The sequence below is a fragment of the Pelagerythrobacter rhizovicinus genome (genome assembly GCF_004135625.1).
GTDB classification, from domain to species: Bacteria; Pseudomonadota; Alphaproteobacteria; order Sphingomonadales; family Sphingomonadaceae; genus Pelagerythrobacter; species Pelagerythrobacter rhizovicinus.
In genome coordinates this window covers 392,269-413,070 of sequence record NZ_SDPV01000002.1, presented here as the reverse complement: position 1 = coordinate 413,070, position 20,802 = coordinate 392,269, and the positions used below count along the sequence as shown (strand labels likewise).

Here is a 20,802-nt window from a genome sequence, read left to right as displayed (position 1 = left end):
GGGAGGGGTGGACGAGATGAACGCTCCGATCGGCCGGCCGGCCGACGCCATGGTGCTGCCGCAGCCCTATCTGCTGTTCCTCGGCGATACGACCGAGCCGAGCTTTGCCAAGACCGCGTTCGGGCTGGCCGACTGGGCGGCCGACCGCTGCGTCGGCGAGTTCGGGGTAGACGGCTGCGCAGTATCGACCGGGCTGCCGCGCATGACCCCCGCCGAGGCGCGGGACGCAGGCGCCCGCTCGCTGGTGATCGGCGTCGCCAACCAGGGCGGGGTGATCGGCGAACGGTGGGTCGCGGCGCTGGTCGAGGCGATGGAGGCGGGACTCGATATCGTCAGCGGCCTCCACGTCCGGCTCGACAGCATTCCCGCGCTGGCCGACGCCGCGCGGCGCACAGGGCGGCGGCTGATCAACGTGCGCAGTCCGCCGCCGGGCATTCCGGTCGGCACCGGGCGCAAGCGCAGCGGCAAGCGGCTGCTGACCGTCGGCACCGATTGCGCGCTGGGCAAGAAGTACACCGCACTCGCGCTGCACCGGGCTTTCGTCGAACGCGGCATCGACGCCGATTTTCGTGCGACGGGCCAGACGGGCATCATGATCGCGGGCGGCGGCATACCGATGGATGCGGTCGTGTCCGATTTCGAATCGGGAGCGGCCGAGATACTGAGTCCCGACGCGCCCGCCGCTCACTGGGACGTGATCGAAGGGCAGGGTTCGATCTTCAACCCGGCCTATGCGGCGGTCTCGCTGGGCCTGCTGCACGGCAGCCAGCCGGACGTGTTCGTCGTCTGCCACGATCCCACGCGCAAGGTGATCCTGGGTCTGGAAGACTTCGCTTTGCCCTCGGTCGAGGAGGTGGTCGATCTCACGATCCGTCTCGGCGGCCGCACCAATCCGGCGATCCGCTGCGGCGGCGTCAGCCTCAATACCTCGAGCTTGAGCGCAGACGAGGCGGGGGCGCTGATGGCCGCGGAGCGTGAGCGGCTCAATATCCCCGTAGCCGACCCGATCCGCGGTGGGGCCGCTTTCGCCGAACTCGTCGATAGCTGCCTCGCATGAGCGCGGGCGAGGCGGTCGGCGGGGGGAACTGGTTCCAGCGCTTCCTGCTGCCCGGCTTCGCGCTCAAGGCGGTGATCATCGGCGGCGGCTACGCCACGGGGCGCGAGCTGGCCGAGTATTTCGTGCCGGCTGGGCCCTGGGGCGGGCTCGCCGGAATGCTGCTGGCGACGCTGATCTGGAGCGTGGTCGCCGCGCTCACTTTCGCGCTCGCCCGGGCGATGAACGCGTACGACTACCGCAGCTTCTTCAAGGGGCTGCTCGGCCCCGGCTGGGTGCTGTTCGAGGCTGCCTATCTGATCTTCGTCGTACTGATCCTCGCGGTGTTCGGCGCCGCGGCAGGCGCGATCGGGGCGGCGACTTTCGGCTGGCCCGAACTGGCCGGCTCGATCCTGCTCGCGGCGGCGATCCTCGTGACGACCGTCTTCGGAACCGCCGGAGTCGAGCGCCTGTTCAAATATGCCTCGATGCTGATCTACGCGGTCTACGCGCTGTTCATTGCCTTCGCGCTGACGAGCTTCGGCGACCTGATCGGACAGGGCTTCGCCGCTGCGCCGCCGCCTTCGGGGGACTGGATGGCGGGCGGGCTGACCTATGCCAGCTACAACATCGTCGGCGCGGTGGTGATCCTGCCGGTGCTGCGCCACCTGACCAGCCGGCGGGATGCGCTGATCGCCGGTGTCGTGGCCGGGCCGCTGACGATGCTGCCGGCGATCCTCTTCTTCGTCGCGATGATGGCCTTCTACCCGGCGATCGGTAACGAGACGCTCCCGTCCGATTTCCTGCTCCGCCAGATGGAGGTGCCTGGCTTCCACGTCCTCTTTCAGGTGATGATCTTTACGGCGCTGCTCGAAAGCGGCGTCGGCGCGATCCACGCCGTCAACGAGCGTATCGGCGGGGCGCTGGAATCGCGCGGCCATGCCGCACCGGGACCGGCGCTGCGCGCGCTGATCGGCGCCGCGATCCTCGCCGGGTGCATGTTCATCGCGGCCCGCGTGGGCCTCGTCGACCTGATCGCCAGCGGCTACCGCTTCCTCGCCTGGCTGTTTCTCGCCGTGTTCGTGGTGCCGCTGCTCGGCATCGGCACTTATCGCCTCCTGCGCGGAGGCCGCGAACCCCGACCGGAGGTATCGTCATGAGCCATGTCCGCCTGCTTGCCCTTTCGTTCCTGCTGCTCGTCTCGGGGCCGGCGCTGGCCGACCCGCCGACCGACATCGGCGAAAGCGTCGAAGCGCTGCGGCAGGAGATCGGCGCGGTCGGCGTTTCGATCGCGATCGTCGAGGACGGGGAGACGACGCTCGCGCGCGGCTGGGGCGAGCGCAAGCTGGGTGAGCCCACGCCGGTCGATGCCGAAACGCTGTTCCAGACCGGCTCGACCGGCAAGGCGATGACCGCCGCCGCGCTCGCGATCCTGGTCGACGAGGGCAAGATCGCGTGGGACGATCCGGTCATCGAGCACATGCCCTGGTTCCGCATGTACGACCCTTGGGTCACGCGCGAGATCACGATCCGCGATCTGCTCGTCCATCGCAGCGGTCTGGGGCTGGGGCAGGGCGACCTGCTGTTCGTGCCGCGCAGCAGCCTCACTCGCCGCGAGACGGTCGAGCGCGTGGCTTTCCTCGAACCGAAGACGAGTTTCCGCTCCGCTTACGCCTACGACAACATCCTCTACGCCGTGGCCGGCCAGTTGATCGAGGAAGTCACCGGGCAGACCTGGGAAGTCTTCATGCGCGACCGCGTGCTACGCGCGGGCGGGATGAAGAACGCGACCAGCGACAGCACGGACCGGTTCCGCACGCCCAACCGTTCGTGGCCGCACGCGCGTCTCTCGGGCGCGTTGCGCGGGCTCGGCCCGCAGCAGGTACTCGACGAGCGCGACGAGCTCGGCCGCAACGCCGCTCCTGCGGGTGGCCTTGCACTGAGTGCGGAGGACATGGCGGCCTGGCTCAAGATCCAGCTTGCGCAGGGCGCGCTGCCGGGCGGCGGACGGCTGTTCAGCGCGGAGCAGGCAAGGGAGATGTGGACTCCGGTGACGCCGATCCCGATCACCGAGCTTCCCGAGAGCCTCAAGCCCGCGCAGCCGACCTACCAGGCCTACGCGCTCGGCTGGCAGGTCCAGGACTATCGCGGGCACCGGATCATCCAGCACGGCGGCGGGGTGTTCGGCTCGATCACGCGCGTGGTGATGATCCCGGACCGCAACGTCGGCTTCGCGATCATGATGAACAGCGAGGACAGCGGCATGATGCTCGGCCTGACGTACGATCTGCTCGACCACTATCTCGATCAGCCCGATTTCGACTGGACGACCAAGTGGCAGGACTGGTTCGAAGCGCGGCTGCAGGGCGGTAAGGAATACCTCGAGCAGGCGAAAGCCTCTCCGGTGGATGTCGGCCCTTCGCTCGATCTTGCGCGCTACGCCGGGCGGTATCGCGATGCCTGGTATGGGGACGTGGTGATCGGTGCGACGCCCGAGGGGCTGACGATCGACTTCACCACCACGCCCGACATGGCCGGCCGCCTGAAGCATTGGCAATACGACAGCTTCGTCACCGAATTCGACGATCCGGCGATCGAGCCTGCCTACGTCACGTTCGCGCTCGATGCGGACGGCAAGGTGACCGGCGTGACGATGAAGCCGGTGAGCGTTATCGCCGACTTCAGCTGGGACTATCAGGATCTCGACCTGAAGCCCGTGGAGGACAAGAAATGAAGAAGCCCGCCCTGCTGCTCGCCGCCACGGCGCTCGCGTCCTGCTCGGCCGTAGGCGAGGAGAAACCCGCCGAGCCCGCGTCGGTTCATGCGGATATGCTGGTGCTCGACACCCATCTCGACACGCCGCTCCATTTCGAGCGCGAAGGGTGGAGCTTCGCCGATCGGCACGCGCTGGCGAACGACCTCGTCCAGCTCGATATTCCGCGGATGAAGGACGGCGCGCTCGATGGCGGGTTCTTCGTCATCTACACTGAGCAAGGGCCGTTGACGCCGGAAGGCTATGCCGACGCGCTGGCGTTCGCGCGCGAGCGGTCGGACCTGATCGACAGCGTTATCGCGAAGCATGGCGATGCTATCGCCCCCGCGCTCACGGCCGGGGACGCGCGGCGGCTGAACGGCGAAGGCAAGCTGATCGCGTTCAAGGCGATCGAGAACAGCTATCCGCTCGGCGAGGATCTCTCGCTGCTGCAGGAGTTCTACGATAAGGGCGTGCGCATGGCCGGCCCGGTCCATTCGGCAACCAACCAGTTCGCCGATTCCGCGACCGGGGAAGCGCGCTGGAACGGCCTGAGCCCGCTCGGCAGGGAATGGGTGGCGGAGATGAACCGGCTCGGCATCGTCATCGACGCCAGCCATTCCTCGGACGCCGCGTTCGATCAGCTTCTCGAGCTGTCGAAATATCCGATCATCCTTTCGCATTCGAGCTTGCGCTCGGCCTACGACCACCCGCGCAATCTCGACGAGGAGCGGCTGCGCAAGCTCGCGGCCAAGGGCGGCGCGATGTGCATCTCGACCATCTTCATGTCGGAGATGAACATGTCGCCCGCGCGCGCCGAGCTGTTCGGGCAGTACGAGCAGATCGGCGGGATGACCCCGGAGGAGCAGGCCGAGCTGACCCGCAAGTGGCGCGAGCTCGACAAGACCGAGCCGATGTGGGCCGCCGATTTCGACGACTACATGGCCATGGTCCTGCGCGCGATCGAAGTCGGCGGGGTGGACCATATCTGCTTCGGTGCCGACTGGGACGGGGGCGGCGGCCTGACGGGGATCGAGGATATCTCCGCGCTGCCCAAGGTGACCGAGCGGCTGAAGGCGGCGGGCTATTCCGACGCCGACATAGAGAAGATGTGGAGCGGCAACGTGCTGCGTATCCTCGCCGCGCAGGGCGGGGAGCGGGCGAACTAGGCGAAGACTTCCTCCACCGCCTCGAGCCTTACTGCGATCGCCGTGACGGTTTCGCCCAGCTTCGCGGCGATTATCGCCGCCTGCCGGGCGTGCAGCCCCGAGATCGCCACTTCGATCCTTACGGTGTCGCCGTCGAAGCGAGCGGAAAGGCTATCGGGAACGATCCCCCGCTGCGCGAACGCACCGGCCACGCGCGGCAGCGACTGCGGATCGGCAATCGCGTCGATATGGAACCGGTGCATCGGGTGCGCCTCAGGCCGCGGCTCGCTGCGCCCGGGCGATGACCTCTTCGGCCATTTCGTCGGCAACGGCGGCGGGCGAGCGGTTTTCATGCGCCGCGCGTTCAAGGATTTCGGCGACCCGCGGCGCAATGGTGGCGACCCGCTGCGCAACGTCGGTTTCGGTTTCGCCCAGATACTCGGCGGAAACGCTGATGATCCCGCCCGCATTCGCGACGTAGTCGGGCACGTAGGCGATCCCGCGGTCGAGCAGCATGGCGCCGACGTCGGGGCTGGCGAGCTGGTTGTTCGCCGCCCCGCAGACCAGCCGCACCCTGAGTTTGCCGACGCTCTCGCGGTTCAGCACGCCGCCGAGGGCGCAGGGGGCGAACACGTCCGCCTCGACCTCGGCGATCTCGTTGACGTCGACGACTCTCGCGCCAAGCGCTGCGCGCAGTTCCTCGCGCCGGCGCGGGTCCGGATCGGCGATCACCAGTCGCGCGCCCGCTTCCGCGAGGTGACGGCACAGATCCGCGCCGACGTTGCCGGTCCCCTGGACCGCAACGGTCAGCCCGGAAAGTTCGCTGCCGAGCGCGAAGGCCGCAGCCTCCCGCATTGACTCGAACACCCCCAGCGCCGTCCACGGCGAAGGGTCGCCGCCTGCGCGTCCCTCGGCGGGCGGCAGGCCCGCCACATGGCGCGTCGCCTTGGCGACCTCCTGCATGTCGGCGACCGAAGTGCCGACATCTTCGGCCGTGACATAACGCCCGCCGAGTTCCTCGACCGCGCGGCCGAAGGCGCGGAACAGGCGGGTGCGGTCGAAGGCTCCCTCCGGCTTGCGCAGGACCGCCTTGGCCCCGCCAAGCGGCAGACCGGCGAGCGCGTTCTTGTAACTCATCCCTTCGGCCAGCCGCATGGCGTCTGCCTGCGCGCGGTCCATGTCGGGGTAGCTCCAGAAGCGGCATCCGCCAGCCCCCGGCCCAAGCGCGGTCGAGTGGATGACGATCACGCCCTCGAGATCGCTTTCGGGATCGCGCAGCGGCACGCATTGCAGCGGCGGCGTCAGGCGGGCGGGGCGGGCAACCATGCAAGTCTCTCCTTCATGAGGTTGCGCAGATCATCGCACCGGTTTGCTGGAGAAACTTCATCGCTTTGGTGGCTAGGTGGCCCATTTACGGAATGTTTTTACCCCCAGAATCCGGCTATACGAAACGGATGACCCAACTCGACCGATACGAGAGAAAGATTCTCCGCGAATTGCAGCGCGACGCGAATCAAACGACGGCGCAGATTGCCGAGCGGGTCGGCCTGTCCGCCTCCCCCTGCTGGCGCCGCATCGACCGGCTCGAGCGCGAGGGCTACATCCGCAAGCGCGTGGCGATCGTCGACCGGCGCAAGGTCGGCCTCAACGCGCATGTCTTCGCCCAGGTGAAGCTCAATGCACACGGGCGCGCCAATCTCGACGAGTTCAGCGAGACGATCCGCGGCTTCCCCGAAGTTCTCGATGCCTACGTCCTGATGGGGACGATGGATTTCATGCTGCGGATCGTCGCGAAGGACATCGACGCCTACGAACGCTTCTTCTTCGATCAGCTCAGCAAGTTGCCCGGCGTTCAGGAGATCAATTCCACCGTCGCCCTGTCGGAGATCAAGGCGACGACGGAGTTGCCGCTGGATTGAGGCCGTCCGGTCCGTGGCAGCGGCCTCCGATCTGCGCTAGGCACCGGCAATGGACCTCGACGACCTGCTCCGCCGCTATTTCGCCACGGACGATATCGAAGCTGTGCCCGCGTCCGCGTTGGCGGCAGGGATCGAACGTTGTCAGGTCGACATCGGGCTTGAGACCGATCCGGGCAAACGTTTCGCGCTGTGGACGCTGCTCTATATGCTGGGCGCCGCACCCGACCTGGACGAGGTCTTCGAAAGCCACGAAGAGCGTGAAGCCGCGCGCAACTTCATGGACCTGCTCGATGCGACCGGGACGACGTGACTACCCCGCCTGACCTCGATCGAGCCGCTGCGCGATCTTCACCGCAATCGCGATCAGGAACGGCACGAGGACGAGCGAGAGCACGATCTTCGCCAGTGCCTGCCCCGCGATCAGGGAACCGATCTCGCGCTCGCCGCCGAAGGCGAGCGTGATGAAGATCACCGAATCGATCGCCTGGCTCAGCGCCGAAGCGATTGCGCCGCGCACCATCAGCCCGACATTGCCCTTGGCATCGCCCTCGCCGCGGAGCTTGGAGAAGATCCACACGTTGAGCAGCAGCGAGACGAGATAGGCGACCGGCCCCGCTGCCATGATCCGCGGCGTCGTCGCATGGATCAGCTGGAATGCCTCGAGCCCCTCGGGCCACATCGCCGGGTCCGCGGGCAGGCGCAGAACGAGCAGGATCAGCACGATCGACATCGCGAGCGGCAGGAAGCCCCACACGACCAGCCGGTTGGCGACCGCGGGGCCATGCATCTGCGCCGTCGCGCTCGACAGCACGACCAGGATCAGGAAGGCAAAGATCCCCGCCTCGACACCCAACGAGGTGGGCCACAGCATGACCTGCTTGACCGCCAGGAACCCGGCCAGAACGGTCATCCCGCCGTAGATGAGCGCGAAGACGAAAAGGGATTGTGGGATGGGATTCGCGGCGGATGCGTCGTTCATGGCCACCGCCTATTGTCTCGTGCGCGAAAAGGGAAGCGTGGCTAAGCCGGCTCCCGTGTTTGACTGTGGATGCCGGGCAGGCAAGAGAGCCGCATAGGTATCTCGCCGAACAGGGCCATCCATGCATCCAGTCCTCACCAGCCTGCTCGGGATCGTTGCGATCCTGGCGCTTGCCTTCCTCCTGTCGACGGGCAAGCGCCGCATCCGCCTGCGCGTGGTAGCCGCGGCTTTTGCCCTGCAGGCCCTGCTCGCCTTCCTGGTCCTGCGCACGCCTTGGGGCCGGGCGACGATCAAGGGGATGAGCGACGGGGTTGCGGCGCTGCTTTCCTATGCCGATGCCGGCACCGCGTTCCTGTTCGGGGCGGACAACCCGCTGCAGAACACCTTCGCCCTCGGCGCCCTGCCGGTGATCGTGTTCTTCGCCTCGCTGGTCTCGATTCTCTATTACCTCGGGATCATGCAGCGCGTGGTGCGCTGGGTCGGCGGCGCGATCGGCTGGGTGACGGGCATCAGCCGGGTGGAATCGCTGGGCGCGGCAGCGAACATCTTCGTCGGCCAGTCGGAAAGCCCGCTCGTGGTCCGCCCCTATCTCGCCGCGCTTTCGCCGAGCCGGCTGTTCACCCTGATGAGCGTCGGCATGGCCGGCGTCGCGGGCACGATCCTGGCGGCCTATGCCGGGTTGCTCGGCAGCGAATACCTGCCGTTCCTGCTCGCCGCCGCCTTCATGTCGGCGCCCGGCGGGATCCTGATGGCGAAGATCATCATGCCGGATGACGATGAACCCTCGCCCGAGGCGGAGGGGAAGATCGTCCTGCCGCGTGGCCGAATCAGCGCCGAAGGTCCGGCCGCGATTACCGAAGGCGACAAGGCGCATGAAGTCGAGGTCGCCCAGACCTTCGAAGAGGGCCAACGGCCCGCCAACATCATCGAAGCGGCGGCACAGGGGGCACAGACGGGCGTCAAGCTGGCGGTGGCGGTCGGCGCCATGGTGCTGGCGTTCGTCGCGCTGGTGGCCCTTGCTAACGGCCTCCTCGGCGCATTGGGCGGGCTGTTCGGCTACCCGGATCTTTCGTTCCAGATGGTGCTCGGCTGGCTGTTCGCGCCGGTGATGTTCCTCATCGGAGTGCCGTGGGAAGAGGCGGGCCTCGCCGGCGGCCTGTTCGGCACCAAGATCGTGCTCAACGAATTCGTCGCCTTCATCGAGCTGGGCCAGCTCGATGTGCTGACCGACCGCAGCCGCGCGATCGTCACCTTCGCTCTCTGCGGTTTCGCCAATTTTTCCTCGATTGCGATCCAGATGGCGGTTACGGGCGGACTCGCGCCGAATCAGCGCCCGGTCATCGCGAAGCTGGGCCTGCGCGCGCTGGCCGCGGGCAGTCTCGCCAACCTGATGAGCGCTGCACTGGCGGGCCTGTTCCTACCCTATTGAGTCGCAACCCATGTCCGAGATCGCTTCCGTTTCCATCGCCCGCCCGCTGTCCGAAGTCTCGGAAGAGATCGGCCGCAGCTTCGAGGAGTACGGCTTCGCGGTGATCCGCGATCACGGCATTCCGGCCGACCTGATCGCGAAGGCGGAAGACCTCTCCAAGGCGTTCTTCGCTCTGCCGGACGAGGTCAAGCGCGCCTACCACATCCCCGGCGGCGGCGGTGCCCGCGGCTATACTCCGTTCGGGACCGAGAAGGCCAAGGACGCTTCGGTCCACGATCTCAAGGAATTCTGGCACGTCGGCCGTTCGCTGTGCGAAGGCCACCCGCTCGCCGAATACATGGCGCCGAACCTCTGGCCGACCGAGGTCGCCGGGTTCCGCGAAACCTTCGAAGAACTCTACGCCGCGTTCGAGACAGCCGGCGCGCGCGTGCTGGAGGCGATCGCGCTCCACCTTGGGCTGCCGCAGGACTGGTTCGCCAAGACGGTGGAAGACGGCAACTCGGTCATGCGCCTGCTGCACTATCCGCCGCTGACCGGAGCCGATGCGGAAGGCGCGATCCGCGCCGCCGCGCATGGTGACATCAATACGATCACCCTGCTGCTCGGCGCCGAAGAGGCCGGGCTCGAGCTGCTCACCGCGAGCGGCGAGTGGAAGGCGATCGAGGTTCCCGAAGGCGCGCTGGTGGTGAACATCGGCGACATGCTCGACCGGCTGACCAACGGCAAGCTGCGATCGACCACGCACCGGGTGGTGAACCCGCGCGGCGAAGCGGCCTACCGGTCACGCTACTCGATGCCGTTCTTCCTGCACTTCCGGCCCGACTTCACGATCGAGACGCTGGAAAGCTGCGTCGACCCCGACTCGCCCCACACGCGTCCGGAGCCGATTTCGAGTCACGACTTCCTGATGCAGCGGCTGCGAGAGATCAATCTCGTCTGAGTACGCCCCATTTTCCACAGGCGACCGGTTTTCGCGTTGATGTTGCATTGCGGCAACAGCCGGAAACCCCTGGGATTCTGCGGCTTTTACGGGGCCTGTGACAAGATCGTCGCTTAACCGACCTCACTGTCACGCCATGGTAACAAAAGCGACTTTCTAGCGTCGCCGTTCGTGCCTATCGGGCCGGCGTCCGTTTCCATCTCCACCCGAGCCTCACCGAAGGGATCGTTTTCATGAAGCTCAAGTACCTCCTGGCTGCCAGCGTCGTCAGCCTTTCCGCCGCGGCTGTGATGCCTTCTACCGCGCACGCCCAATCCACCGGCTCCCTCGATTTCGAGGAGAGCGAGATTATCGTCACCGGCACCCGTGCAACCGACGTCGGCGGCGTGGACATTCCCGCAACGCCCAAGGCGCGTGTGGAAATCGAACGCGAACTGATGCTGCGCCAGACCCCCGGTCAGACGGTCAATGACATCATCAACCTCGTTCCCGGCGTGAGCTTCACCAACAACGACCCGTTCGGCTCGCTCGGCGGCAACTTCACGATCCGGGGCTTCGGCTCGGATCGCATTTCGCAGACCGTCGACGGCATCCCGCTCAACGATTCGGGCAACTATGCGCTTTACACCAACCAGCAGCTCGACCCCGAGACGCTCGAATCGGTAACCGTCTCGCTCGGTTCCACCGACGTCGACAGCCCGACCGCTTCGGCCGTCGGCGGTACCATCAACATCCGCACGCTGATCCCGCGCGACGAGTTCGGCGCGATGGTGTCGGCCAGCTACGGCGACATCGTTGCCCGCGGCGATCCGGGCAGCCGTCCGTTCCACCGCATCTTCGGGATGATTCACACCGGCGATATCACCGGCATGGGCACCAAGGCATGGTTCTCGGCCTCGCGCGCGGTGAACGAAAGCACCTTCTCGAACTACGGCGGCGTCGACAAGCAGCAGTACAACGGCCGCATCTACCAGGAGCTGGGCGCGAACGGGGATTTCATCTCGGTTTCCGGTCACTACAACCAGAATCGCAACAACTTCAACGGCTCGCCGAACAACAACGCCAATTTCTCGCTCGAGCCCGAAGATCGTTTCTACGATCTCTACGACGGCACGCCCTGCACGACAGCTCCCGCGGTCACGGGTGAGGCTGACACGCCGAACAGCTGCGGCTCGCCCTTCGAGCGCCGGTACAATCCGTCGAACACCGGTAACATCCGCGGCAGCTCGCGCTTCACTCTGTCGGATGGCCTCGTTCTGACGGTCGACCCGAGCTATCAGTACGTGAAGGCGAATGGCGGCGGGACCAGCATCGGAATCGAAGGGTCGAGTTCCGACGGCTTCAGCGGCGTCATTTTTGACAATGTGCCCTTCGTCAGCAGCCGCGGTGCCGTTTATTATTTCGCCGGCGGCCGCGACCTTAACGGCGACGGCGACACGCTCGACGCCGTTCGCATCCTTTCGCCCAGCCAGACTCAGACGCATCGTTTCGGGGTGATCACCAACCTCGCTTACGATATCAGCGACGATCACCGGGTCCGTCTCGCCTACACCTTCGATCGTGCGCGTCACCGCCAGACCGGCCAGGCCGGCTTCCTCTATCCCAGCGGTGAACCAGTCGACGTCTTCCCGGTCAACGACCCGATCCTCGATGCGGAGGGCAATCAGCTCAACAAGCGCAACCGTCTGTCCTATGCGACGCTTCACCAGGTTTCGGGTGAGTATCGCGGCGAGTTCCTGGACGACGATCTGGTGGTGCTGCTGGGCGCGCGTGTCCCCTTCTTCGAGCGTGACCTGAACCAGTACTGCTTCACCACCTCGGCGGGCGGGTTCGTCGATTGCGTCTCGCCGGGAGATGGAGCCGGCTATGCCGCGGCCAATCCGAACGCTGCGGCGCCGACCTCGCGGGTGCTGAACTACGACAAGTTCCTGCCGAACGTCGGCTTCACCTATAATTTCACCGATGCCGCCAGCGTCTTCGCCAGCTATGCGAAGAACCTGTCGGTGCCCGGCACGGACGTGCTCTACGGTTCGCTCTATTTCGATGAATCCGATCCGGCGGCTCAGCCGGTGCCGGAAACCTCGGATAGTTTCGACGTTGGCGTGCGCTACCAGACCGGTATCGTTCAGGCCCAACTGTCGGGCTGGTACACCAAGTATCAGAATCGGTTGGCATCGGCCTACAGCCTCGAATGCGATTGCACGGTCACCCGCAACCTGGGCGAAGTCGAGAAGTACGGCATCGACGGTTCGATCTCGATCCAGCCGATCCCCGAACTGCTCGCCTATGTTTTCGGCTCCTACCAGGACTCGGAGATCAAGGATGACGTTCTGCTCGACGTCGACGAGATCGCGCCGACGGCCGGCAAGCGCGAATCGGGCGTGCCCGAGTACACGCTGGGCGCGCGCGTTCAGGCCAGCCTGGGCGCGTTCGACATCGGCGCGCAGGTCAAGCGCACCGGTTCGCGCTTCCTGAACGATATCAACACGATCACCCTGCCGGGCTATACGGTGGCCGATCTGGACCTGCGTTACTCGCTCGCCGATGCGGGCCTGGAACGCTCCTACTTCCAGCTCAACGTCATCAACCTGTTCGACGAGGTCTACATCGGTTCCGCGCCGACCGACCTGATCAGCGAATCCGAGTTCGTGAACATCGGTGCTCCGCGCACCATCGTCGCCTCGTTGGTCGTCGGTTTCTAACAGCCGGCACGAACGGTGAGAAAAGGACGGCGGCACCCCTGGGTGCCGCCGTTTTTCTTTGTCTTCCCGCCAGGCCAGCCGCATGCTGCCTCGAAGAGGAAACTTGGCGCGACGTCAGCCACTTCGATAGGGTGCCGAGCGAGATGACGAGGGCGACCGGATTTTCGAACAGGCGCCGCAGACCCCGCCTCGGCACCCTGCTGCTCGTCGCGCTGCTGCATGTCCTCGCGATCTACGGGCTGGCCAAGGCGTTTGCGCCCGATTTCACCGGAGCGGTCGAGCGGCAGGTGGTCGAGGCGGTCACGGTTACGATCACGACTCCGCCCGAAGAACTGCCCGAGCCTCCGGCCGAACCGGATGCCGGCGCCTCGGGCGAGGAGGGGCGTGAGGCGGTACCTCGCGAGGTTGCTGTGCCGGACCCGCCGATCCCGGTTCCGCGTCCATCGCCGGCGCCCAGGGCCTCCTCCACCGGCACCGCCGACACTTCCGGTGCGAGCGAGAGCGGCGCGGGGACGGGGGCAGGCGGCTCGGGGGCAGGCACGGGCAGCGGCCAGGGCGGTAGCGGCCAGGGTGGCGGCGCGGTGACCAAGCCCGAACACATTGCGGGCTCGATCGACGATGCGCGCGACTACCCTGTCCCCTCGGGCGGCCGCGCGGCGCGCCGGGGCACCGAGGTGATCGTGCGCGCGATCGTCGGCGTCGACGGGCGCGCGTCGAATTGCACCGTCTATCGCCCGAGCCCCGATCCGGAGGCGGACCGCATCACCTGCCGCCTGGTGGTCGAGCGGCTGCGCTTTCGCCCGGCGACCGACGCGCAGGGCAACCCCGTTCCGGCGCCGTTCTACTGGCGGCAACGCTGGTTCTGATCGGGACAGACGGGTACCGGGCGGGTGCCGAGCCTTGCCCTGTCGTCCAAGCTGGTGAATGACGCACAGGCATGACCGACGGCATCCATCCGGTGATCCTGTGCGGCGGCAGCGGAACGCGGCTCTGGCCGCGAAGCCGCGCCGATCGCCCCAAGCCCTTCCTGCGCCTGCTGGGCGAGCAATCGCTGTTCGAGGCGACGCTGGCCCGCTGCCGCGATGCGGCCCGCTTTGCGCCGCCCATGGTGGTGACCGGCGCGCGGCATGTCGGCCTCGTCGAGGCGCAGGGTCACCCCGGCATGCGCATCGTGGTCGAGCCGGATGGACGCAACACGGCGCCCGCTATCGCGCTTGCCGCGGCTCTGCTGCCCGAGGATGCGGTGATGCTGGTCTGTCCCAGCGACCATCACATCGCCGACGTGGACGCCTTTCGTGCCGCGGTCGATCAGGCGGGCGCTCTTGCGGGGCGCGGGCGCCTCGTCGCCTTCGGGATCGCGCCCGACCGGGCCGAAACCGGCTACGGATACATCCAGCGAGGGGCAGCAATCGATGGCGGCTACGACGTGGCACGCTTCGTCGAGAAGCCGAGCGAGGCGCTGGCGCGCGACTTCGTCGCTTCGGGCGAGTTCAGCTGGAACGGCGGCATCTTCGCGTTTCGGGCGGGCACGCTGCTGGAGGAACTGGCACGTCACCGCCCGGCCATGGCGCAGGCTGTCCGCGAAGCGGTGGCGGGCGGTTCCGACAACGGGCCGCGGTTCCATCCCTCGGCGTCGTTCTTCGCCGGGATCGAAGGCGAATCGATCGACTACGCGGTGATGGAGAACACCGATCGCGCAGCGCTCGTGCCGGTGGATATGGGCTGGTCGGACATCGGCAACTGGACCGCGCTGCGCGAGGCGCGGGAGGGGGACGAGGGCGGCAACGTCGTACGCGGGGCGGCCGAGCTGGTCGACTGCCGCAACGTCATGGTCGACAGCGACGGGCCGCGCGTCTCGTGTATCGGCCTCGAGGACGTCATCGTGGTGGTCGACGGCGACGAGGTGCTGGTGATGCGGGCCGAGGATGCGCAGAAGGTCGGCAAGCTCGGCGGCGCGAGCGGCTAGGAACCCTAGTCCTTGGTCAGCAGCTTCTGGCCCTGCTGGCGCACGGCATTGGCGACCATCGGCTCGACGAAGCCGAGCGCGGGCGGCAGGTCGATCTCGAACACGAGCTGCCCCTCCTCGATGTTCACACGGCCATCGAGATTCTGGCCCATGGCGCTGACCCGCATGGTCATGCTGTCCTCGCTCGCCCATGTGGTCGTGACCTCGGCCATTCCGCCGGGGATGTGGTCGGCGATCTCGTGGCTGCGGCTGCGCAGCCGCTCGCGCACCGTCTCGCGCGGGAGGTCGTGGGGAATCGCAACGCGCATCAGCCTTCGTCCTTGGTGGCGCCTTCGCCGTAGCGGTAGTCGAGGTAGCGGTGGCGCACGGCGAGATCGTCGAGCGCGCCGTCGGCGAGCTGGCGGGTGACGCTGTCGATCTCGCGGCTGATGCGGCCGAGCCCTTCGGCGAGCTGCTCGTCGGGCGTCGCCCCGGCGCGCTTCTCGCCGCGCAGGTGCGCCGGCACCTTGCGGTAGGAGTCGATCATTTCGGGCAAGTGCTCGCCGACGAGCTGGCGCACGTCGCGTACCGCCGGGTGTGCCTGGTCGACGGTCTCGAGCTGGAGGCCGAGCGCGTCGAGCTGGACGCCGAGATCGTCGACGATCTTCGCCGCAGGCGGAGGCAGGGCGGGGCGCTGGTGCTCGAGCCACAGCTCGGTGCGGCCGACCATCTCGCGCGTGTCGCCCTTGTTGAGCTCGGCGCGCTTGGGCACTTTCATCTTCGGGAAGGCCGAGAACACGAAGACTGCCGCGACGATCGCCAGCAGCGCCACCATCACGCCGGCAAAGCCGATCCCGTCGACGATGAGACCCGCGACCATTGCCGCGACGACGATCCCGCCGACGGCGAGCGCGATGCGCTTGAGCTTGCCGACCAGGTGCCGCGTCTTGAGATCGGCCGAGCCGCGCCCGATCGACGCGCGCCGGTGATATCCGCCCGCGCGGTTTTCGGCGAGCGAGCGCCGCGCATCGGCGAGAATTACGTCGCTGTTTCGCGTGCTGTCGGGCATCAGCTATCGAGCGTCAGCAGCGACGGCTCGCTCGAGCCCACCTTGGCCTGAGCCTGCGCCTGGCCTTCGGCGCGGGCGATATAGCCTTTCGACTTCTCGACCTCCTGGCTCAGCGCGGTCACCGTCTGCTTCATCGAATCGAGCGCGCGCAGCTTGAAGGTGTCGACCTCGTCCATCGTGTCGTAGATGTTCTGGAACGCGCGCTGGAGCGTCTCCAGCGGGATCGTGCTCGACGCGGCCTGTTCGTGGATCTTGCCCGTCTGCTCGCGCAGCATGGTGCTGGTCGAATCGATGATCCCCGCGGTGGTGTCGTTGAGAGCGGTGATCTGCTGCAGCACGAGGCGCTGGTTGGTCATGGCCTCGCTCACGGTCACCGCGGTGCGCAGCGCGCCGACGGTGGTGGTGCTGGCGCGGTCCACGCCCTTCACCAGCTCGACGTTGTTCTTCTTGACCAGATCGAGCGCGAGGTAGCCCTGAACGCTGACCGCCATCTGGGTGAGCAGGTCCTGCGTGCGCTGGCGGACGTAGAACAGCGCGGTCTCGCGGATCGCCTTGGCCTTGGCCGGATCGGTCGCATCGAGCTCGGCGGCCTTTTCCTCCAGCCGCTCGTCGAGTGCCTGCGAGATATGGATCATCTGCTCCAGATTGCCCATCGCCTCCCACAGCTTGGACCGTTCGACGTCGATCGCCGCGTTGTCCATCAGCAGCTCGTCCTTGCCGTTGGCGAGCTTGGAGAGGATTTCCTGAATGTGCGTCTGCGCGCTCTGGTAGCTGCGGAAATAGTCGTTGAGCTTGTTGCCGAAGGGAATGATGCCGAGCAGCTTCTTCGGACCCGTAAGCTTGCCGCGGCGCGAGGGATCGAGCTCCTCCACCGTGCGGCGCAGCTCGGCCAGGTTGGCGCCGACGCCCTCGTCCTTGTCCATCGCGCGGACCGGACGGTCGAGGAAGCGGTTCGAATGCTGCGCCGCCGCCATGATTTCCTTGCGGCCCATATTGGTGATCTGATCGACTTTCTTGCCGAATTCGGGAGAGTTCGCGTCTTCGGAAACGAGATCGGCGATGAATGCCTCGACCTTCTGGTCCAGCTTGGACTTCTTCTCCTCGCTCACGGGCACGAGGCCTGCGGCTTTCTCCGGCGCGACCTGGGGCACGGGATCGGGCGGCGTCAGTTCCAGATCGGTTTCCGTCGCGGTGGCGGTTTGATTGGTGGCCATACCTGCTTCTTCGCTCCTCGCCGGGCGCGGCCGGCTCCTGCATACTGTGTTAAGCGCATAACACACGAAATTCAACGGTGGCGGTGCCCGTCCTTCACGGAATGTCGGCTTTTTTCCGCGCAAGGCAAGCGCTAAAGCCCGGCAATGGACAGCGGTTCAGCGAGCGAGAAAGCCGTGGCAAACGGGGGGGCGGGCGCCGCGGCACGGCCTCAGTGGTCGTTCCTGCGCGTCGTCGTGAGTTTCCGGCGCTGGTGGCGCGATGCCGTTATCGGAACCGTCGAACAGGGCGAAGTCATCGCCAAGCGCCGCGAGGAATGTGCACTTTCCTCCCGCTACCTGTTCATGACGGCGATGTCGGCCGGCATCGCGGTTCTCGGGCTGCTTCTCTCGTCGCCGGCCGTGGTGATCGGCGCCATGCTGCTGTCGCCGCTGATGGACCCGATCATGGGGCTCGGTTTCGCGCTGGCGATCGGTGATTACCGCTGGATGCGCCAGTCGGCGCATTCGCTCGCCTGGGGGACACTGATGGCGATCGGGCTCTGCGCGGTCATCGTGTTCCTTTCGCCGCTGCAGGACATCACCAGCGAGATCGCCTCGCGCACGCGGCCGAACCTGTTCGATCTGATGGTCGCCCTGTTCTCGGCCATGGCCGGCGCCTATGCCATGATCCGCGGGCGCGAAGGGACGATCGTCGGTGTCGCCATCGCCACCGCGCTCATGCCGCCGCTGGCCGTGATCGGCTTCGGGCTCGCGACACTGAACTGGACGGTATTCACCGGCGCGCTGCTGCTCTACGTGACCAACTTCGTGACGATCGCGCTCACCGTATGGGCGATGGCGCGCCTGTACGGTTTCAGCGCGACGCTGTCGGAAAACCAGACGCGGTGGCAGAACTTCGTGCTCGGCCTGGTATTTATCACCCTTGCGGTGCCGCTCGGCTTCTCGCTGCACCAGATTGCCTGGGAAGCCGGCGCCGCCAGGCAGGTGCGCAGCGAACTCTCGGCGCATTTCGGCACCTCCTCGCGCTTGTCCCAGCCCGAGATCGAATTCGACGGCGAGCCCGTGCGGGTTTCGGCTTTCGTGTGGACGACACGGCTCGAACCCGACGCGGAGGTGCGATCGGAAGAGAATCTTGCGCGTTTGCTCGGTACGGCGGTCGACGTGCAGCTCAAGCAGTTCCTCGTCCGGGACGAGGAGAGCGCCGAGGAAGCCCAACTGGCCTCTGCCAAGCTCGCCGAGGAGGAAGCCACGCGCGATCGCCTCGAAGAGCTGGCGGCGCGGCTCGCGCTGGCCGCCGGCGTCGAGGAGGATGACGTTCTGATCGACCGTCAGCGCCGGCGTGCCCTCGTGCGCGCTGTGGCTCTGCCCGGAGCGCCGCTCGAAACCTATGCCGCGCTCGAACGCCGGATCGCCGCGACCGAGCCCGAATGGAGGGTCGAATTGATCCCGCCCGTCGCGACGCTCCCCTCCGTTACCTTCGAGGGCGAGGAACCCGGCGACGCCGCCCGCGAGGCGATCGCGCTGGCAGCCTGGGCGGCGCAGCGGCTCGGCCGGCGCCTGACGGTCGCGGGTCCGGAAGAGCAAGCGGAGACCGTTCGTGCACTGCTCGTCGGGCAGGGGGCGGAGGCCAGCCTGGGCCAGACCCGCACGGGCGAGGTGCGCGTCGAATGGGCTCCGAACGAGGGCGAATAGGCGGAACGCAGCCGCGCGCGAACGGGAATGGCGGGGACGATCCTCCCCACCGTCTCGCGATGGGGAGGGGGACCGCGAGACGCGAAGCGGCTCGTGGTGGAGGGGCCTTTTGCGCGCCAGTTCCCCTCCGTCAGACGCTTGCAGCGTCTGCCACCTCCCCATCGCGAGACGATGGGGAGGATCAGGAAAGAATGGGAACCAGGCTCAGGACCCTATCAAATCCCGAACCTAGCCTGATGCTCAGGCGGCTTCCATCAGGGGCAGGGGCTGGATCTCGCCGGCGAGGTAGAGCCGCTTGGCCTTCGCCCGGCTCAGCTTGCCCGAGCTGGTGCGCGGCAGGGTGCGCGGGGGGACCAGTTCGACCACGCAGTTCATGCCGGTGATCGAGCGGACCTTGTCGCGGATCTGCTCGTGCAGGCGCACGCGCTCCTCCGGGTCGGACACGCGGCAATGGACCAGCACTGCCGGCGCTTCCTCGCCGTTTTCGGTCTCGACCGAGAACGCCGCGATGTCGCCGTGGTTGAAGCCGGGCAATTGCTCCACCGCCCACTCGATGTCCTGCGGCCAGTGGTTCTTGCCGTTGATGATGATCATGTCCTTCGCCCGGCCGACGATGAACAGGTAGCCGTCCGCCATGTAGCCCATGTCGCCCGTGTCGAGCCAGCCGTCGACCAGGCAGTCGCTGGTCGCCTCCTCGTTGCGGAAGTAGGAATGCATGACGCTCTTGCCGCGGCACCAGACCTTGCCGATCTTGTGATCGCCCTTGGCTTTTCCGTCTTCCCCGCGGATTTCGACTTCCATGCCGGGGAGCGGCTTGCCGCAGTTGACGATCGCGCGGTAGCGCGCGGGGCGGGAGAAATCGGCTCGTGTGCCCGACAGGCGCTCCTCCTCCACCAGCTCCACGCGGATGCCTTCGCCCGGCGGCATCACGGTCACCGCGAGCGTCGCTTCGGCCAGGCCGTAGCTTGGGGTGAACGCGCTCGCGCGGAAGCCCGCGTCGGCGAAAGCGTTGACGAAACTCTGCATCACGTCGGGCCGGATCATGTCCGCCCCGTTGCCCGCGGTGCGCCAGCGCGAGAGGTCGAAGCGCTCCGAAACGCTGCTCTGGCTCGAGATGCGGCGGGCGCAGATGTCGTAGCCGAAGGTCGGCGAGTAGGAGAGCGTGTTGCCCTTGTTGCGGCTGATCAGATCGAGCCAGGCGAGCGGGCGGCGCGCGAAATGCTCGGTCTTGAGGTAATCGACCGAGGCCTGGTTGGCGATCGGCGAGAGGAGACAGCCGACCAGGCCCATGTCGTGATACCAGGGCAGCCAGCTCACCACCCGGTCGTTTTCGCCCAGGTCGACCATGGTCGCATGGCCGTAGAGATTGTGCAGCAGCGCCTCGTGCGTCACCGCCACGCCGGTCGGGAAGCGGGTCGAGCCGGAGGAGTACTGCAGGTAGCAGATGTCGTCCGGCTTCGCCTCGGGCAGTTCGCAGTCGGGCGCCTCACGCTCCGCGAAGCTCGCCCAATCAATCCCCTCGCAGCCCTGCCGGTCGGCGGCCGCCTGCGCCATTTCGGCGATCTCGGGCGGATAGATGAGGATCTTCGGGTCCGAGCTTTCGAGCTGCACGGCGAGCTGCTCGATATAGCTCTCCTTGCCGCCGAAGCTGGTCGGCAGCGGCAGCGGCACCGGCCAGGCGCCGGCATAGACGCAGGCGCAGAACAGCGCGGCGAATTCCGGCCCGGTCTCGGCGACGAGGGCCACGCGGTCTTCCTTGCCGATCCCGGCCGCGACCAGCCGCCGGGCCATCGCCAGCGCGTCCTCGCGCATTTCGCCGTAGGGATAGGCCCGTTCCAGCGTGCCGCGCATGTCGTGGAAATTGAGGCCCTTCTCGCTCCGGGCGGCGTAGTCGACCGCCTCGTTGAAGGTGGCGAAATCCGACCTGCGACGCGGCAAGGCGCAGTCGTTCGGGGTCGGAATCAGGTTGAAATCGGTCAT

19 protein-coding genes are annotated in these 20,802 nt (G+C 66.9%); 12 read left to right on the top strand and 7 right to left on the bottom strand.

Going from position 1 to position 20,802, the window contains the following annotated elements; genetic code table 11:
• Window positions 1-16: 16 nt before the first annotated feature.
• From ETX26_RS09940 to ETX26_RS09925, 4 genes are read left to right on the top strand one after another with little or no spacing between them, the layout of a single operon-like run.
• Entirely contained in the window at window positions 17-1,057 is a 1,041-nt protein-coding gene (locus ETX26_RS09940; RefSeq protein ID WP_129524536.1) for a DUF1611 domain-containing protein, read from the top strand.
• The gene (locus ETX26_RS09935) at window positions 1,054-2,193 is read left to right on the top strand and encodes a YkvI family membrane protein (RefSeq protein ID WP_129524535.1); all 1,140 of its coding nucleotides are present in this window, start codon (window positions 1,054-1,056) and stop codon (window positions 2,191-2,193) included. Before ETX26_RS09940 ends, ETX26_RS09935 begins: the two co-directional genes overlap by 4 nt.
• Window positions 2,190-3,767, top strand: coding sequence for a serine hydrolase (locus ETX26_RS09930; protein ID WP_129524534.1), 1,578 nt, complete (start codon window positions 2,190-2,192; stop codon window positions 3,765-3,767). Before ETX26_RS09935 ends, ETX26_RS09930 begins: the two co-directional genes overlap by 4 nt.
• Entirely contained in the window at window positions 3,764-4,954 is a 1,191-nt protein-coding gene (locus ETX26_RS09925) for a dipeptidase (RefSeq protein WP_129524533.1), read from the top strand. Before ETX26_RS09930 ends, ETX26_RS09925 begins: the two co-directional genes overlap by 4 nt.
• Here the strand turns inward: ETX26_RS09925 and ETX26_RS09920 are convergent.
• Together ETX26_RS09920 and ETX26_RS09915 are read right to left on the bottom strand one after the other, a co-directional pair.
• Complete coding sequence (locus tag ETX26_RS09920) at window positions 4,951-5,196, bottom strand: hypothetical protein (protein WP_129524532.1); 246 nt, start codon at window positions 5,194-5,196, stop codon at window positions 4,951-4,953. The genes ETX26_RS09925 and ETX26_RS09920 overlap by 4 nt on opposite strands.
• A 10-nt stretch (window positions 5,197-5,206) precedes the next feature.
• Entirely contained in the window at window positions 5,207-6,259 is a 1,053-nt protein-coding gene (locus ETX26_RS09915) for a Leu/Phe/Val dehydrogenase (protein ID WP_129524531.1), read from the bottom strand.
• Between the two features lie 128 nt (window positions 6,260-6,387).
• On the opposite strand from ETX26_RS09915, the gene ETX26_RS09910 reads away from it, so the two are divergent.
• Both ETX26_RS09910 and ETX26_RS09905 read left to right on the top strand, forming a co-directional pair.
• Entirely contained in the window at window positions 6,388-6,852 is a 465-nt protein-coding gene (locus tag ETX26_RS09910) for an Lrp/AsnC family transcriptional regulator (RefSeq protein WP_129524530.1), read from the top strand.
• Window positions 6,853-6,901: 49 nt separating this feature from the next.
• Complete coding sequence (locus ETX26_RS09905) at window positions 6,902-7,162, top strand: hypothetical protein (RefSeq protein WP_129524529.1); 261 nt, start codon at window positions 6,902-6,904, stop codon at window positions 7,160-7,162.
• On the opposite strand, the gene ETX26_RS09900 is transcribed toward ETX26_RS09905, so the two are convergent.
• Window positions 7,163-7,831, bottom strand: a complete 669-nt coding sequence (locus ETX26_RS09900; protein ID WP_129524528.1) for a queuosine precursor transporter — start codon at window positions 7,829-7,831, stop codon at window positions 7,163-7,165.
• Between the two features lie 121 nt (window positions 7,832-7,952).
• On the opposite strand from ETX26_RS09900, the gene ETX26_RS09895 reads away from it, so the two are divergent.
• The 5 genes from ETX26_RS09895 to ETX26_RS09875 all read left to right on the top strand — a co-directional run bounded on the left by ETX26_RS09895 (window position 7,953) and on the right by ETX26_RS09875 (window position 14,868).
• Window positions 7,953-9,260, top strand: a complete 1,308-nt coding sequence (locus tag ETX26_RS09895) for a NupC/NupG family nucleoside CNT transporter (protein WP_129524527.1) — start codon at window positions 7,953-7,955, stop codon at window positions 9,258-9,260.
• 10 nt (window positions 9,261-9,270) lie between these two features.
• Complete coding sequence (locus tag ETX26_RS09890; RefSeq protein ID WP_129524526.1) at window positions 9,271-10,200, top strand: isopenicillin N synthase family dioxygenase; 930 nt, start codon at window positions 9,271-9,273, stop codon at window positions 10,198-10,200.
• Between the two features lie 233 nt (window positions 10,201-10,433).
• Window positions 10,434-12,902, top strand: a complete 2,469-nt coding sequence (locus tag ETX26_RS09885; RefSeq protein WP_129524525.1) for a TonB-dependent receptor — start codon at window positions 10,434-10,436, stop codon at window positions 12,900-12,902.
• Window positions 12,903-13,045: 143 nt separating this feature from the next.
• Window positions 13,046-13,768 (top strand): energy transducer TonB, encoded by a 723-nt coding sequence (locus tag ETX26_RS09880; protein ID WP_129524524.1) that lies wholly within the window; start codon window positions 13,046-13,048, stop codon window positions 13,766-13,768.
• Window positions 13,769-13,839: 71 nt separating this feature from the next.
• Entirely contained in the window at window positions 13,840-14,868 is a 1,029-nt protein-coding gene (locus ETX26_RS09875; protein WP_129524523.1) for a mannose-1-phosphate guanylyltransferase, read from the top strand.
• 5 nt (window positions 14,869-14,873) lie between these two features.
• Here ETX26_RS09875 and ETX26_RS09870 read toward each other — a convergent pair whose 3' ends face one another.
• Genes ETX26_RS09870 through ETX26_RS09860 form a run of 3 tightly spaced genes read right to left on the bottom strand, consistent with a single transcriptional unit; the run spans window position 14,874 to window position 17,130 of the window.
• Window positions 14,874-15,176, bottom strand: coding sequence for a polyhydroxyalkanoic acid system family protein (locus ETX26_RS09870; RefSeq protein WP_129524522.1), 303 nt, complete (start codon window positions 15,174-15,176; stop codon window positions 14,874-14,876).
• Complete coding sequence (locus ETX26_RS09865) at window positions 15,176-15,916, bottom strand: O-antigen ligase family protein (protein WP_129524521.1); 741 nt, start codon at window positions 15,914-15,916, stop codon at window positions 15,176-15,178. Before ETX26_RS09865 ends, ETX26_RS09870 begins: the two co-directional genes overlap by 1 nt.
• Window positions 15,916-17,130: a toxic anion resistance protein gene (locus ETX26_RS09860; RefSeq protein ID WP_129524520.1), complete on the bottom strand. Its 1,215-nt coding sequence runs from the start codon at window positions 17,128-17,130 to the stop codon at window positions 15,916-15,918. The genes ETX26_RS09865 and ETX26_RS09860 overlap by 1 nt, the downstream gene beginning before the upstream one ends.
• A 144-nt stretch (window positions 17,131-17,274) precedes the next feature.
• Here ETX26_RS09860 and ETX26_RS09855 point away from each other — a divergent pair, with 144 nt between their 5' ends.
• Window positions 17,275-18,822, top strand: coding sequence for a DUF389 domain-containing protein (locus tag ETX26_RS09855; RefSeq protein ID WP_129524519.1), 1,548 nt, complete (start codon window positions 17,275-17,277; stop codon window positions 18,820-18,822).
• Between the two features lie 240 nt (window positions 18,823-19,062).
• Here the strand turns inward: ETX26_RS09855 and ETX26_RS09850 are convergent, their stop codons facing one another.
• The gene (locus tag ETX26_RS09850; protein ID WP_129524518.1) at window positions 19,063-20,802 is read right to left on the bottom strand and encodes a fatty acyl-AMP ligase; all 1,740 of its coding nucleotides are present in this window, start codon (window positions 20,800-20,802) and stop codon (window positions 19,063-19,065) included.